The following is a 13,019-nucleotide window of genomic DNA, read 5'->3' on the forward strand; positions in this document are numbered from 1 at the left end:
CGCCGGCGCCTGCCGCCCCCTGTCCCTGTCCCTCAGGCCAGCGGTGCCCCGGCTCGGGTCCGGACCACCGTTCCGCTGACCGGCTGCGGGTTGCGGATCAGGTTGAGAATGGGGCACACCCTCTCGACCTCGGCATGCAGGTTCGCCAGCTCCTCGTCCGAGGCGGGCGAGTCGATCAGCACCTCATAGGCGAAGTTGTGCGGGTGCACGGGAATGCCGCCGTCGCCCGGCTGCTGGGCTCTGGGGTCGTACTCGGCCTGGACGTCCACCTCCAGCGCGTCGATGGGCACCGCCAGCTCGGCCGCCTTGATCAGGAAGATGTGCGTGACGCAGCTGCCCAGAACGCCCGCCTGCAGCTCGGGCGAGGTAGGGCCGAGGTCGTAGCCGGCGAAGCCGGGACCGCTGTCGCTGATGATCTGGAAGTCCCTGATCCTGATGCGCCGGATCCCGCTGCGGCCCTCGGCGGTGACGTGGGCATGGAGCGGGACCGGCCCGGCTGCGGGCGCCTCCCGGCGGGCCAGCAGGGCCGCGCGTTTGTGTGACAGATACTCGCGTAGGGTGCTCATGGTCTTTCTCGTCCGGTCAGTGCGGGTCACGGGGTCGGGCGGGGTGTCGGCCGGGTCGCCAGGTGGATCTGCTCGGGCGTCATCGGCCTCGCCCGTGCGGCGTGTCCCAGGCGGCGGGCAGCCCCTCGGTCGTCTCCCTGAAGGCCGGCCGCTGGTAGAGGTCGCGGGCGTACGGCCACAGGTGCTCGAAGTCGGCCAGCGTCCGCTCGCTGATGAGGTCGTCGCGGTTGCACTCGGAGTCGAACCTGGCCAGCGTCACCCACAGCCGCACGTCCGCCTCGGTGATCGTGTCGCCGGTCAGGAAACGCTGCCCGGCCAGGCGCTCGTCCAGCCGTTCCAGGGCCGCGACGACGCGGTGGCGCTCGTTCTCGCGGTCTTCCCCGGTGGTGGCGTGGGCCACGCGGGAGACGCCGGCGTTGATGTCGTAGTAGATCCAGCCGTTGAGTTTGTTGATCTCCGGCCGGAGCGGGTCCGGATAGAGGTCGACGGAGGTGTCGGCCCACTGCTCGAACTGGGTGGCCAGGTCGATGGTGATGTCCGGGAAGTTGTTGCTGACGATCCCGTCCGTCCGCCGGTCCCAGAGCACCGGGACCGAGATGTGGCCGCCGTAGCCGTGCTCGGTGGCCTCGTATGCCTGCTCCAGCAGGGCGAAGCCGTTGACGGGGTCGTGGCCGCGGCGCTCCCTGAACGCCCAGCCGCGGCCGTCGCGCTCGTCGTCGACGTATGACAGCGAGACCACGTCCTCCAGGCCCTTGAGCTTGCGGACTATGGCGGCGCGGTGGGCGTACGGGCAGACCCAGGCGACGTAGAGGTGGTAGCGGCCGGGCTCGGCGCGGAATCCGCTGGAGCCGTCGGCGGTGACACGCCCCTGGAAGGGATAGATCGGGCGGTTCCAGTCCGGCGAGAGGTGCAGGCGGCCGGGGCCGTAATGACCGTACGCGGTGTGGTCGACGGGACTCGCGTAGACCGGCGTCTGGGTGGTGATGGACACGGGCCCTCCGGGGTTTCAAGAATTGGGGCGGTCTTGATTATCCCATACTTCTGGTAGGAAAATAGGGCTATATCCCTGCCTGATTTCCTGATCGCCGGTGTGCCCAAAGCGGGGACGACGGCCTTGCACAGCGCGCTGCAGCAGCATCCGCAGCTCTATCTGTCCGCCGTCAAGGAGCCGAAGTTCTTCCTGAGCGACGGCCCGCCGCCCGCCAGAGGCGGTCCCGGCGACGCCGCGACCTACCAGGAGCACGTCTGGCGGCGCGCGGACTACGAGGCGCTGTTCGCCGGGGCGCCCCCGGGCGCCCTGACCGGTGAGTCCACGCCCTTCTATCTCTACGACCTGGCCGCCCAGCGGCGCATCCACGCCGCCGTCCCCGGTGTCAGGCTCATCGTGACGCTGCGCGACCCGGTCGAGCGGGCCCACTCCAACTGGACGCATCTGTGGTCGGCCGGGCTGAAGCCGATCGGTGACCTGGTGCGCGCGTGCGAGGCCGAGCAGCGGCGGGTCGCCGACGGGTGGGGGCACTTCTGGCACTACGTCGGGCTGGGCCGGTACGGCGAACAGCTGGAGCACCTGTTCGGCCTGGTCCCCCGCGACCAGGTGCTGATCTTCCGTTACCGGGACCTGGTCGACCGGCCCGCGGCCACGCTGGATCGGATCTGCGCCTTCCTCGGCGTACGCCAAGGGGTGCTCACCGAGGTTCCCCGGGAGAACGTGACGGCGCACCCGGTCGCGGGGGCCCGGCACCTCATGCTGTCCACGCTGCGCCGGCGCCTGCCCGCCGCCCTGACCGAGCCGGTCGAGGCCCCGCTCCAGCGCCGCGGCCCGGCCCGGCGCCCCCTGTCCTGGGAGCAGCGCCGGCTGCTCATCCCCCACTTCGCCGACGACATCCGGCTGTTACAGCGCGTCACCGGCGAGGACTTCGGCGACTGGCTGCGCCCCCGCGAGCGCTCCGGCGGGCTGGTCGGCGCCCGGCCACCGGGCCAGCGGCAGTCACGTAACGGCCGCCGGTCCTGATCACCGCAGTTCGGTACGCAACTCGTGGGCGCCGTCCGCGCGGGTGAACTCGTAGTACAGCCGGACCCCGCCGCCGGGCAGGTCCACGAACTCCAGGTAACGCAGGCCCCGGCCGCGATGCGGCGACTCGGCCGCGGGCGCCTCGCCCAGCGCGGTCAGCACGGCCGGGTCCGCGCCGGCGGCGATGCCCGTACGCTCCTCGTAGTTCTCCGCCGCGCTCGCCCGCCCGTCGTAGAAGGCCACCACCCGGTCGCCGTCGAAACGCACCGCGCTGATCCGGACGCCGCGCGCGTCCCACAGACCGGGCCGGCCGCTCAGCGCCGTGCCGTGCCAGGTCCACTCCAGGCCGTCGTCGCTGGTGGCGTAGTCCGTGACCATCTGGTCGGCCTCGCCGGGGTCGGCGAGCGGGTGGCAGGAGGCCCACAGGTGCCAGACGCCGTCGCGCCGTACGATCACCGTGTCCTTGACCCCGGTCTTCGGATCGCCCGGCAGGACGGTGACGCGCGAGCGCGCGTCGAACGCCGCCGGGTCGGCCGCCTCCAGCACCTCCACCCGCCAGTGCTTGGTGCCGGTGGTGGCGCAGCTCAGGTACAGCCGCCAGCGCCCGTCCGGCAGGCGTACCAGCGAGGGGCGCTCCAGGGACTCGGCGTCCATCTGCTCACGGGTGACGGTGGTCAGCGTCTCGAAGCGCTCACCGTCCGCCGAGCGGGCGACCACGACGGCGTACCCACGCCCCTGCCCGACCGGGCGGCGAAGCCGGTAGGCGAGGTAGATCAGCCCGTCCGCGGCCACCGCGCTGGGCGCGCCCGCCCAGTGCCCCTCCCCCGCGGCCGGCGGCTCGACCGCGACCACGGCGCGATCGGGGTCGGGGAGCAGGGCGGCGTTCTCGTCGATCGACATGGTCGCGAGACTGGGCGACGGCTCGGGGCTGGGCACGGACGATGACCTTACTTTGAACGTTTCCTTTTCAGCCGCCGTCGGCCGCGGGTGGTGCCGGCCACCGCCACCAGGGTCGCCGCGGCGCGGAGGGCTGCTCCTGGTCGAGCTCGGCCTCGTCGTCCGGGAGGTCGTACCAGTGCACGTCCCCAGGGAGGTCCGTGCGGACGGCCGCGTCGCGGTCCTCAATCATGCCGGTAATGTACGATCTCACGGCGCGGGTAGTCAATTTTTCCTACTCGCTTTACCGGAATTTTCAGCAGGCATACGGCGTGGCCTTTCACGTGTGAAAGGCCAGCTCCTTGACGAAGGCGAGCGGGCCCTGCGCGGGGCGGTCGGCCACGTCGAACTGCGGGTCGTAGCCGGTGGCCAGATAGAGGCGCACGGCCTCGGGCTGGCGCGGCCCGGTGGTCAGGTAGATCCGGCGGTACCCGCGGCGGAGCGCCTCGCGCTCCAGCTCGCGCACGACGAGGCGGCCGAGCCCTTCGCCGCGGTGGCGCGGGTGCGTCCACACGCGCTTGAGCTCGGCGGTCGCCGCGTCGTAGCGGCGGAACGCGCCCCCGGCCACGGTCTCGCCGCCGGACACCACGATCAGGAACGCGCCGTACGGCGGCGCGAACTCGGCTTCCGGATACCTCGCCAGCTCGTCGTTGGGGCCGTACCTGGAGGTGTACTCCAGGTGCAGCCCGGCCAGCAGCGGCGCGGCGGCCGGGTCCGACATGGGGACGAGCCGCACCTGCGCGGTGAGCTCGCTCACGACTCCTGCCGCGGCAGGCCGGGCGGGTTGATCTGCGACTCGGGGATCGCCTCGTTGCCCAGCCCCCACCGGTCGAGCACCTCCTTGTACCTGCCGTTCTCGATCACGGTGTTGAGCGCCTCGTTGAGCGGCTTGACCAGGCCGTTGTCCTTCTTGGTCATGGCCGCGATGAGTCCTTGCAGGTCCGGACCCGCGCCGGAGAAGGTGCCGACGATCCTGGACCCGCCGCTGATGGCGATGTTGTAGGCGATCGTGGGGTTCGGGCCGAAGTAGGCCTGGACGCGGCCGGACTTGAGCCCCAGTAACACGTCGCTGTACTTCTCGTAGTAGAGGATCTCGACCGGTTTCAGCCCGGCGGCCTTGTTCTGCTTGTCCCAATCGAGCAGGATCTTCTCCTGGTTCGTGCCGGACCCGACCGAAACGCGCAGCCCGGCGATGTCGGCGGGCTTGGCGATCTGCTTGATCGGGCTGTTGCCGGGGACCTGCCAGCCGAGCTGGTCGACCCGGTACGTCGCGAAGTCGTAGGTGTCCTTGCGCTCCTCGGTGACCGTGACGTTGTTGAAGACCACCTCGTCCTTGCCGGACTTGGCGGCGAGGAACAGGTTCTCCCACGAGCTGATCCGCGGGGAGATCTCCAGGCCCAGCACGTCGGCCACGAGCTGGGCGAGGTCGGTCTCCACGCCGATCAGGGTGCTGTCGTCGTCGGCGCGGAACACCAGAGGCGCCGCGCCCTGGCCGCTGAAGCCCACCGCGAGCTTGCCGTCGGCGGCGATGTCCTTGGGCACCTGGGCCGCGATCGCGCTCACCTTGTCGGCCCGTACCCGGTTCTGGTCCGGGCTGAGGTTGATCTTCTTGCCCGCCACCACGGGGGCGGTGGTGGCCGACGGGGCGGTGACGGCAGGCTCGGCGCCGCAGGCGACGGTCAGGAGGAGGAGCGCGGGCACGGCGAGGGCCCGCGCGAGCGAAGCGCGCATGTCTTGGTGTCCTTGGGGGTCAGAGAACCTTGCTGAGGAAGGTGCGGGTGCGGTCGTGGGCGGGGGCGTCCAGGAGCTGTGCGGGCGGTCCGAGCTCGACGATGCGGCCGGCGTCCATGAAAGCCACGGTGTCGGCCACTTCCCGGGCGAACCCGATCTCGTGCGTGACCACGATCATCGTGGTGCCGCCGCGGGCGAGGTCCTTGATGACGTCCAGCACCTCGCCCACCAGTTCGGGGTCCAGCGCCGAGGTCGGCTCGTCGAACAGCAGCAGCTTGGGCTCCAGCGCGAGCGCCCTGGCGATGGCGACCCGCTGCTGCTGCCCTCCCGACAGCGTGCGCGGGTAGGCGTCGGCCTTGTCCCCCAGCCCCACCCGGACCAGCAGCCGCTCGGCCAGCGGCGCCACCTCGGCCCGCGGCCGGCGCTGGGCCGACAGAGGCGCCTCCATGAGGTTCTGCCTGACGGTGAGGTGCGGGAACAGGTTGAACGACTGGAAGACGAACCCGATCTGGGTGCGCTGCCGCAGCACCTCGCGTTCCGGCAGCTCGTGCAGCCGGTCGCCGGCCTGCCGGTAGCCGAGCAGCTGCCCGTCGACGCGGACCGAGCCACGGTCCACCTTCTCCAGATGGTTGATCGTCCGCAGGAGCGTGGACTTCCCCGACCCCGAGGGACCCAGGATCACCAGGACCTGCCCATGGCGGACATCGAGGTCCACTCCGCGCAGCACGTGCAGGGCGCCGAAGCTCTTGTGCACCTCTCGTAACTCCACCATGGCGCTCACCCGCGCCCCCTGCCGTAATGCCGCTCCACGTAGTACTGCACGATCGACAGGGCGGTGGTCAGGATGAGGTACCAGATGGCCGCGACCAGCAGCAGCGCCATGACCCTGCCGTTGCGGTTGTAGATCACCTGCACCTGGTAGAACAGCTCGGGCAGCGCCATGATGTAGACGACCGAGGTGCCCTTGACCAGGCCGATGATCTCGTTGCCCGCGGTGGGCACGATGGTCCGCATGGCCTGCGGCAGGATGATCCTGAAGAGCCGCCGCGCGGGCGGCAGCCCCAGGGCGGCCGCCGCCTCCCGCTGCCCGTGCTCCACCGACAGCAGGCCGCCGCGGACGATCTCGGCGGCGTACGCGGCCTGGTGCAGCGCCAGCCCGAGCGCCGCCGCGGCCAGCGGCCCGATCAGGTCCATCGTGCCGAAGTCGAAGAACGCCGGCCCGAACGGCACGCCCACCGACAGCCTGGGGTAGAGCAGCGCGAGGTTGTACCAGAACAGCAGTTGCAGGATGAGCGGCACCGACCGGAACAGCCACACGTACGCCCAGGCCACCGACGACAGCAGCCGGTTGGGCGAGAGCCGCATCAGCGCAAGCACCGTGCCCAGCACGAACCCGAACACGATGCCCAGCGCGGTCAGCTCCAGCGTGAGCAGCACCGAGCGCACCACCGACGGCGCGAACAGGTACTGCCCGACGATGGGCCACTCCCACGCGGGGTTGGTGATCAGGGCGCTGACGACCATGGCGAGGATGACGAGTACGCCGGCCCCGGCCAGCCACCGCAGCGGGTGCCGGGCCGTGACCACCTCCAAGGGCCGCTCCGCGTCCTGACGGGGTGCCTCCTGCACCTCGGGCAGCGTCACGAGCCGCCTCCACTTTCGATCACGAAATCACTCCTCTGGAGAGGGGAGGAAAAAAGGGGTGATGGATGAGATCTCGTGATCAGCGACACTGCGCGCTGGCGACGTGGCCGTGGTCCACGTGCGGGCGCCGGGTCAGGTACGCGGCCTGGCTCATACCCACGAAGCTACGAGCCAGATCGCTCAAAGTCAACATTTCCTACTGGATATACATGATTAATGCCGCGCGCTCGCCCAGCCCGGTAACCCGCGATCAGCCTCGCCGGCCGCAGACTTTACTCATCGGTCGGCGTTTCCCGCGGGAACACGGGGTCACGTTCCGCTACCCTCCCACCGCGACCTGCCCACCCGCAGACCTACACAGGAGAAAACCCGACGATGCCGATCGACCCGTTGATGTCAGCACGGTTCCCACGGACCTCGCGCTACCACCCGGACTGGATCCGCTCCAGCGTCAGCGGCGGGGCCAATTCGCTGTGGCTGACCGAATGGCTCACCGAGGCGATGTCGCTGGGCCCCGGCATGCGGGTGCTGGATCTGGGTTGCGGGCGCGGCGCCTCATCGATCTTCCTGCACCGCGAGTTCGAGGTCCAGGTGTGGGCCACCGACCTGTGGTTCAGCCCCGACGAACGCATGGAACGCATCCGCGACGCCGGCGTCGAGCACGCGGTGTTCCCCATTCACGCCGACGCACGGTCCCTGCCGTTCGCCGCGGGTTTCTTCGACGCCGTCGTCAGCATCGACTCGTACGTCTACTACGGCACCGACGATCTGTATCTCAACTATCTGGCCAGGTTCGTCCGGCCAGGCGGGCAGATCGGCATCGCCGGCGCCGGCCTGGCCCAGGAGATCGACGGCCCGGCGCCCGAGCACCTGGCGGCATGGTGGGAGCCGAGCATGGCCAGCCTGCACTCGGCCCAGTGGTGGCGCCGCCATTGGGATCGCAGCGGGGTCGCGCACGTGGACGTGGCCGACACCATGACCGACGGGTGGAAACACTGGCTGGAATGGCAGCGGGCGATCGCACCGGACAACCAGGTGGAGATCGACGCCCTGACCGCTGACGGCGGAAGCCACCTCGGCTATGTGCGTGCGGTCGCCCGCCGCCGACCGGACGCCACGCTCGACGAGCCCATCTCCTCGGTCCCGGTCACGTATGTCAAGCGGCCCCTGTACCGCCGTCGGACGACGATCGCGGAAGAGAGCCTGAACGCCGGCATGTGATGGACGCCTCGCGGGCCGGCAGGGTGACCATCAGCCCGGCCGCCTGCGCGAAACCGGGCGCCCGGTCCCAGCCTGGAACGGGCGCCCGTGCCGGCCTGGGACCGGGCGCCCGTGCCGGCCCGCCGTTTCAGCAGTTCGCGGCGCAGACCCGAGCGTCGTGGTCTCCCGTCGCGGAAGTGGTCGTCGGCGGTCCGATCGCCCACCTGACCGTTCATCTCTCCGCGATGGGCCCCACGAGCATCGGGCGGCCGAGCAGGTCCGGCGTGAACGGCACCCCGGTGACCTTCGCCGCCAGGGCGAAGCCCCTGGGCACCGCGGAGTCGTAGTTGTCCTCCCACGCGGCGTCGTCCGCCGGCTCGTCCAGCCCCATGCCGAGCTCCCGCATGAAGCCGTTGAGCCGGTCGGGGTCGCAACCGTAGCGCCGGTGCGGGTGCCGCAGCGGATAGCCGGTGACGACCGTGCCGTCGATCGCGTACTCGAAGCTGTGCTCGGCGGCGTAGTCGTGCCGGGTGACCGCCAGCACCTCGCACCCTCGTGACAGCTCCGTCACCACCTCGTGGAGCGTGGCTATCCAGCCGTAGGGCTCGATGGCCACGCACCACTCGCCGTCCGGGAGGACGCCCACGTAGCCGCCGCCGTCCCCGCCATCGGTCTGTTCGAGAAACTCGTAGGCTCTGTCGTCGAGTCCGTCGAAGTCCGACTCCTCGCCGGAATCCTCACCGCGGCTGAAGCGCCGTACCACCTCCGCCGGGTCGAGCCCGCGGAAGAAGGCCACGCTGAAGATCACGCCCAGTGGGCTGCCCTGGCTCTCGGCCACGTTGAGCCACTCGAACGGGGCCAAGGGATCGGTTGCCTTCATGCGGGCCATGGTGGCAGGCCGTACCGACAATCCGCCGGGGTCGGCAGCGTCGTCGTATGATCTGGCCCGAGCGGAGCCGGCTCACCGTGGCAGCGGCGGAATGATCCACCCACCTGGGGACATATGATCGTTTCAGCTGGTATTCGCCCGATTGTCGGAAGGCCTCCATGACCCACCCCCTCAGTCGGCGGTCCGCCCTGCTGGGCGCCGCGGCCTTGACCGGCCTCGCCGTGTGGGAGAGACCGGCCGAGGCGGTCGGCGCCGCCGCGTTCGACGCCGCGCGCGAGCGATGGGTGAGTTTGCTGGCCGGCGGATCGTACGACTCCACCTACGCCGACAAGACGCAGGCGGTCGAAGGCTCGGCCAACGCGGTGCTGCGCAAGCTGAAGCCCGTCCCCGGCGGCCCGAGCCTGTGGCCCGACCTGCCGCTCGGGGACCCGCGGACGGGCAACTTCAACCGCGCCTACAACCGCATGCGCACGCTGGCGCTGGGCTGGGCCACGCCGGGCACCGCCATGCACGGGAACGCGCAGGTCGCCGAGACCGCGGTCAGCGCGCTGGACTTCCTGTACGAGCACGCCTACCGCGAGGGGCTCGACCGGCAGGGCAGCAACTGGTACTGGTGGGAGATCGGCGTCCCTCGCGCGCTGACCGACACCTGCGCCCTGATGTACGACGGCCTGCCCAAGGACCGCATCGAGCGCTGGCTGCGCCCGTTACGCCGCTGGTGCCCCGACCCGGAGCGCCGCGTCAGCCACCCCGGCGTCGTCGAGACCGGCGCCAACCGGGCGGGCAAAGCCATGGCGGTGGCGATGCGCGGGCTGCTCACCCACGACGCACGGCTGGTCAAGCGGGCCAGGGACGCGGTCTCCGACCTGCTGCGGCGGACCAGGGGCCCGGGCGACGGCTTCTACCGCGACGGGTCGTTCATCCAGCACGACGTGTACCCCTACACCGGCAGCTACGGCGTCGACTACCTGGACAGCGTGGCCAAGCTGATCGCCATGCTCGCGAGGTCGCCGTGGGAGATCGCCGGGATCGGGAACGTCTACGAGATCGTGGATCGCTCGTTCGCGCCGTTCATCTTCGACGGGCTGATGATGGACTGCGTACGCGGCCGGCAGATCTCGGTGCAGGGACACCGCGATTACCACTCGGGGCAGAAGGCGGTCGAGGCCGTCCTCACCCTGCTGGAGGCGGCGCCCGAACGCTATGCCCAGCGCTGGCGGCCGATGGTGAAGGGCTGGCTCACCCGCAACCAGGCCATTCCGTACGACACGCTCGCGCCGCTGCCCAGCATCGCGGGGGCCAAGGCCCTGCTGGCGGACCCGTCGGTGCCGGTCGGCCCGCGCATGACGGGCACGTACGTCTTCGCCGACATGGACCGCGTCGTGCACCGCCGTCCCACCTGGGCCTACGCGATCGCGATGAGCTCGGAGCGCATCGGCGCCGCCGAGGCCATGAACCGGGAGAACCTGCACGGCTGGTACACCGGCGACGGCATGACCTACCTCTACACCGGCGACCTCACCCACTGGAACGATGACCTGTGGCCCACGATCGACCCGTACCGGCTGCCGGGCACGACGGTCGACCGCCGCAGACGCGCCGATCTCTCGCACGGCAAGCGCCGCCTGCCGCCCACCCCGTGGGCGGGCGGCGTGGCGCTCGACGGCGAGTACGGCGTGGCAGCCATGAAGCTGATCGCCGACGGCTCCTCGCTGCGGGCCAAGAAGGCGTGGTTCCTCCTCGACGACGCGGTGATCGCCCTCGGCGCCGGCATCACCGCCTCCGACGGCCGACGCATCGAGACCATCGTGGAGAACCGCAACACCCACGACTCCCACCCGCCGCTGACCCGGGGCGACGGCTGGTTCCACCTGTGCGGTGTGGCCGGCTACGCGCTGCTCGACGGCAAGGCGAAGGTGATCCGCAAGGAGCGCACCGGCCGCTGGCGCGACATCGACAAGGGTGCCACCACCGGAGGCGACAAGACCCCCGTCACCAGGCACTACACGACCATCCTGGTCGACCACGGCGTCGATCCGCGCAGGGCGCGCTACGCCTATGCCGTGCTGCCCGACGCCTCCGTCGCCCAGACCGCGGCGTACGGCCGGCAGATCAAGATCCTCGCCAACTCCCGTACGGTGCAGGCCATTTCCCGCGACGACGTGCTCGCCGCCGTCTTCTGGCGCGCGGGGACCGTCGAGACCGCGGACGGCCCGCTCGCCGCAGACGGCCCGTGCACGCTGGTGATCCGCCGCGACCACAAGCAGGTACGGCTCGCGGTCTCCGACCCGTCCAGGACCGCCGACGAGGTGAAGATCACGCTGCCCTGGCCGGTGAAATCGGTCAAGGGCAGCGACCGCAGCGTGCGCAAGTCCAAGAAGGCGATCAAGGTGGAAGTCGGCGGGAGCCGCGGGCACGCCCACACCGCGGTGGTGCACCTCTGAGACCACCGAGGCGCTCGAAGCCGCACCTCGACGACCAGGTCAGGCCGCTGATCAGGGCCTGACTGGGCGAGAGCATCGCCCGTGGCCGGGGCTCGGTCGTCCTCCGCAGGGGGTCATCACCCGAAATCATCCCATCACGCGCCGTCCCGCCCGACGGCGGTCCCGGGTCAGTGGCGGGCCGTCTGCATCAGGCGCAGCGCCGCCTCGGCCGTCTCGTACCGCCAGGCGGCCACGACGTGGTCGAAGCCATGCGCCTGGTCCCGCTGCCTGCGCAGGCTGATGATGATCGGCTCGATGCGCGCCGCCTGCGCGTCCAGCAGCGTGCGCGGGTCCGCGCCGGATCGCTGGAGCAGGGCGAACTTGATCAGGAACTCGGTGCGGATGTCGCGGATGTGCTCGACCGGGCACATCAGCCACCCGCCCACGGCCGACGTCCCGGCCGCCGTGGTCGTGAAAACCGTACGCTGCGGACCGCCCTGCCCCCGCTCCTTGCTGCACGGCTCGATCAGAGACAGGTCGGCGAGCCGATCGAGCGCGCGGTAGACCCGAGGCCGCGGCACCTGCCAGATCGCGCCGACGGCACCGGTGGGAGCGGTGAGCCGCGCGACGGCGAAGCCGTACGTGGGCCCCTCCGCCACGAGCGCGAGCACGACCCACTCGGTGAGCGACAACGCGCGATAATCCACACGCCCAAGGGTAGGGCCCGTCGCGGACGTCAGGAGGTCGCCAAGTAGTCTCACATTGACTAGCCACGGTTGCGGAGGACTGCTCTGTGAGGGAGAACGAAGCCGGCACCTTAGGGCGTCGCCCGGGATGAGACCCGTCCCGAACGCCATCTGCGTCGGCGGCCCCTACGACGGCATGCTGACCCGCATCGACCAGGACGTCGGCGTCGTGGAGGTCTTCGCCTTCGAGGCGGACGGCTCGACGCGCAGCGCCCCCTATCGGGTCACGGCGGGCCGGGTCCACCATCCTTCGTGCGCCACCCCGTTCGTCGTGCTCAGCTGGGTCGAGCCCGCCCACGGCCAGCTCTGAGCCGGCGCCCTGGCCGAACGGCTCGAACACACCGGACGGCGATCACATCGTGCGGCCGCCGCGGCGCCGGTTCAGCGTCGTAGACCACCCCCAGCGTCGCCATCCGTTTGCGCGCCGGCTTCTCCCCGGCCGCCGGCCGCGTCCGGAACGTGGCCCGGGCGCGGGCGGCGGCCTTCGCGGTCGCGGGCCGCAGCGCTTCGGGGCGCATCGCGATGCCCTTGCCGTCCACGCTGATCGCCAGCACCGTGGACGCCGTGCACGGCAGCACGGTTCGCGCGGCGTAGAAGGCGTCGACATCGGCCGCGGCCTGGGCGACCAGCTGCTCGATCTGCCGTTTGCCGATCACCTGACCGCACCGTGTGGTGATCGCCGCCAGGGCGGCGTCGAACGAGCCGCGCACCGTCCCGGTCACCGTGGCGAGCAGGCGGTGGTGCCCGAGCTCCACCCGCCGCCGCGGCACCCCGTCCGCGCCGATCACCCCGGCATCGGCCATGGTCTCCGCCGCGTCCCGGTACGCGCGCGGCAGCACCGCCGTGTTCACGCCGGGTTGCCAGTGCGGCACC

At 70.9% G+C, this 13,019-nt stretch carries 15 protein-coding genes; 4 read left to right on the plus strand and 11 right to left on the minus strand.

Annotation, left to right across the window (positions count from 1 at the left end; translation table 11 throughout):
- Positions 1-32: 32 nt before the first annotated feature.
- Together ACFKCF_RS24510 and ACFKCF_RS24515 are read right to left on the minus strand one after the other, a co-directional pair.
- The gene (locus ACFKCF_RS24510; RefSeq protein WP_394496999.1) at positions 33-566 is read right to left on the minus strand and encodes an OsmC family protein; all 534 of its coding nucleotides are present in this window, start codon (positions 564-566) and stop codon (positions 33-35) included.
- A gap of 79 nt (positions 567-645) precedes the next feature.
- A complete protein-coding gene (locus ACFKCF_RS24515; protein WP_394497000.1) occupies positions 646-1,557 on the minus strand; it encodes a glutathione S-transferase C-terminal domain-containing protein in 912 nt (303 codons plus the stop codon).
- A 90-nt stretch (positions 1,558-1,647) separates the two neighbouring features.
- Between ACFKCF_RS24515 and ACFKCF_RS24520 the strand changes: the two genes are divergently transcribed.
- Positions 1,648-2,577, plus strand: coding sequence for a sulfotransferase family protein (locus tag ACFKCF_RS24520; protein WP_394497316.1), 930 nt, complete (start codon positions 1,648-1,650; stop codon positions 2,575-2,577).
- Here ACFKCF_RS24520 and ACFKCF_RS24525 read toward each other — a convergent pair whose 3' ends face one another.
- From ACFKCF_RS24525 to ACFKCF_RS24550, 6 genes are all read right to left on the minus strand, one after another.
- Positions 2,578-3,477 carry a hypothetical protein gene (locus tag ACFKCF_RS24525; RefSeq protein WP_394497002.1) on the minus strand — a complete coding sequence of 300 codons (900 nt, stop codon included), beginning with the start codon at positions 3,475-3,477 and terminating at the stop codon, positions 2,578-2,580.
- Between the two features lie 67 nt (positions 3,478-3,544).
- Entirely contained in the window at positions 3,545-3,706 is a 162-nt protein-coding gene (locus tag ACFKCF_RS24530; protein WP_394497003.1) for a hypothetical protein, read from the minus strand.
- 87 nt (positions 3,707-3,793) lie between these two features.
- The gene (locus ACFKCF_RS24535) at positions 3,794-4,270 is read right to left on the minus strand and encodes a GNAT family N-acetyltransferase (protein ID WP_394497005.1); all 477 of its coding nucleotides are present in this window, start codon (positions 4,268-4,270) and stop codon (positions 3,794-3,796) included.
- Positions 4,267-5,244 carry an ABC transporter substrate-binding protein gene (locus tag ACFKCF_RS24540; RefSeq protein ID WP_394497007.1) on the minus strand — a complete coding sequence of 326 codons (978 nt, stop codon included), beginning with the start codon at positions 5,242-5,244 and terminating at the stop codon, positions 4,267-4,269. The genes ACFKCF_RS24535 and ACFKCF_RS24540 overlap by 4 nt, the downstream gene beginning before the upstream one ends.
- Positions 5,245-5,263: 19 nt before the next feature.
- Positions 5,264-6,016 carry an amino acid ABC transporter ATP-binding protein gene (locus tag ACFKCF_RS24545; protein ID WP_394497008.1) on the minus strand — a complete coding sequence of 251 codons (753 nt, stop codon included), beginning with the start codon at positions 6,014-6,016 and terminating at the stop codon, positions 5,264-5,266.
- A 5-nt stretch (positions 6,017-6,021) separates the two neighbouring features.
- A complete protein-coding gene (locus ACFKCF_RS24550; protein WP_394497010.1) occupies positions 6,022-6,888 on the minus strand; it encodes an amino acid ABC transporter permease in 867 nt (288 codons plus the stop codon).
- Between the two features lie 393 nt (positions 6,889-7,281).
- Here ACFKCF_RS24550 and ACFKCF_RS24555 point away from each other — a divergent pair, with 393 nt between their 5' ends.
- Positions 7,282-8,109 carry an SAM-dependent methyltransferase gene (locus ACFKCF_RS24555; RefSeq protein WP_394497012.1) on the plus strand — a complete coding sequence of 276 codons (828 nt, stop codon included), beginning with the start codon at positions 7,282-7,284 and terminating at the stop codon, positions 8,107-8,109.
- Positions 8,110-8,320: 211 nt separating this feature from the next.
- Here the strand turns inward: ACFKCF_RS24555 and ACFKCF_RS24560 are convergent, their stop codons facing one another.
- Positions 8,321-8,968, minus strand: a complete 648-nt coding sequence (locus ACFKCF_RS24560; RefSeq protein WP_394497013.1) for a DUF6461 domain-containing protein — start codon at positions 8,966-8,968, stop codon at positions 8,321-8,323.
- Between the two features lie 167 nt (positions 8,969-9,135).
- On the opposite strand from ACFKCF_RS24560, the gene ACFKCF_RS24565 reads away from it, so the two are divergent.
- Positions 9,136-11,421, plus strand: a complete 2,286-nt coding sequence (locus tag ACFKCF_RS24565) for a polysaccharide lyase 8 family protein (protein ID WP_394497015.1) — start codon at positions 9,136-9,138, stop codon at positions 11,419-11,421.
- A 167-nt stretch (positions 11,422-11,588) separates the two neighbouring features.
- On the opposite strand, the gene ACFKCF_RS24570 is transcribed toward ACFKCF_RS24565, so the two are convergent.
- Complete coding sequence (locus tag ACFKCF_RS24570; protein WP_394497017.1) at positions 11,589-12,107, minus strand: PadR family transcriptional regulator; 519 nt, start codon at positions 12,105-12,107, stop codon at positions 11,589-11,591.
- 127 nt (positions 12,108-12,234) lie between these two features.
- Here ACFKCF_RS24570 and ACFKCF_RS24575 point away from each other — a divergent pair, with 127 nt between their 5' ends.
- A complete protein-coding gene (locus ACFKCF_RS24575) occupies positions 12,235-12,456 on the plus strand; it encodes a hypothetical protein (RefSeq protein WP_394497019.1) in 222 nt (73 codons plus the stop codon).
- Here ACFKCF_RS24575 and ACFKCF_RS24580 read toward each other — a convergent pair.
- Positions 12,422-13,018 (minus strand): hypothetical protein, encoded by a 597-nt coding sequence (locus tag ACFKCF_RS24580; protein WP_394497021.1) that lies wholly within the window; start codon positions 13,016-13,018, stop codon positions 12,422-12,424. The two genes, ACFKCF_RS24575 and ACFKCF_RS24580, sit on opposite strands and share 35 nt — an antisense overlap.
- Position 13,019 lies beyond the last annotated feature (1 nt).

Origin of the sequence: Nonomuraea sp. JJY05, assembly GCF_043496855.1 — a bacterium.
Classification (GTDB): Bacteria; Actinomycetota; Actinomycetes; order Streptosporangiales; family Streptosporangiaceae; genus Nonomuraea.

Excerpts from the sequence above, each read along its gene's own strand:
- ACFKCF_RS24575 (WP_394497019.1), top strand. The coding sequence starts at position 12,235 with ATGAGACCCGTCCCGAACGCCATCTGCGTCGGCGGCCCCTACGACGGC.
- ACFKCF_RS24530 (WP_394497003.1), bottom strand. The coding sequence starts at position 3,706 with ATGATTGAGGACCGCGACGCGGCCGTCCGCACGGACCTCCCTGGGGAC.
- ACFKCF_RS24540 (WP_394497007.1), bottom strand. The coding sequence starts at position 5,244 with ATGCGCGCTTCGCTCGCGCGGGCCCTCGCCGTGCCCGCGCTCCTCCTC.
- ACFKCF_RS24560 (WP_394497013.1), bottom strand. The coding sequence starts at position 8,968 with ATGAAGGCAACCGATCCCTTGGCCCCGTTCGAGTGGCTCAACGTGGCC.
- ACFKCF_RS24525 (WP_394497002.1), bottom strand. The coding sequence starts at position 3,477 with ATGTCGATCGACGAGAACGCCGCCCTGCTCCCCGACCCCGATCGCGCC.
- ACFKCF_RS24565 (WP_394497015.1), top strand. The coding sequence starts at position 9,136 with ATGACCCACCCCCTCAGTCGGCGGTCCGCCCTGCTGGGCGCCGCGGCC.
- ACFKCF_RS24510 (WP_394496999.1), bottom strand. The coding sequence starts at position 566 with ATGAGCACCCTACGCGAGTATCTGTCACACAAACGCGCGGCCCTGCTG.
- ACFKCF_RS24555 (WP_394497012.1), top strand. The coding sequence starts at position 7,282 with ATGTCAGCACGGTTCCCACGGACCTCGCGCTACCACCCGGACTGGATC.
- ACFKCF_RS24545 (WP_394497008.1), bottom strand. The coding sequence starts at position 6,016 with ATGGTGGAGTTACGAGAGGTGCACAAGAGCTTCGGCGCCCTGCACGTG.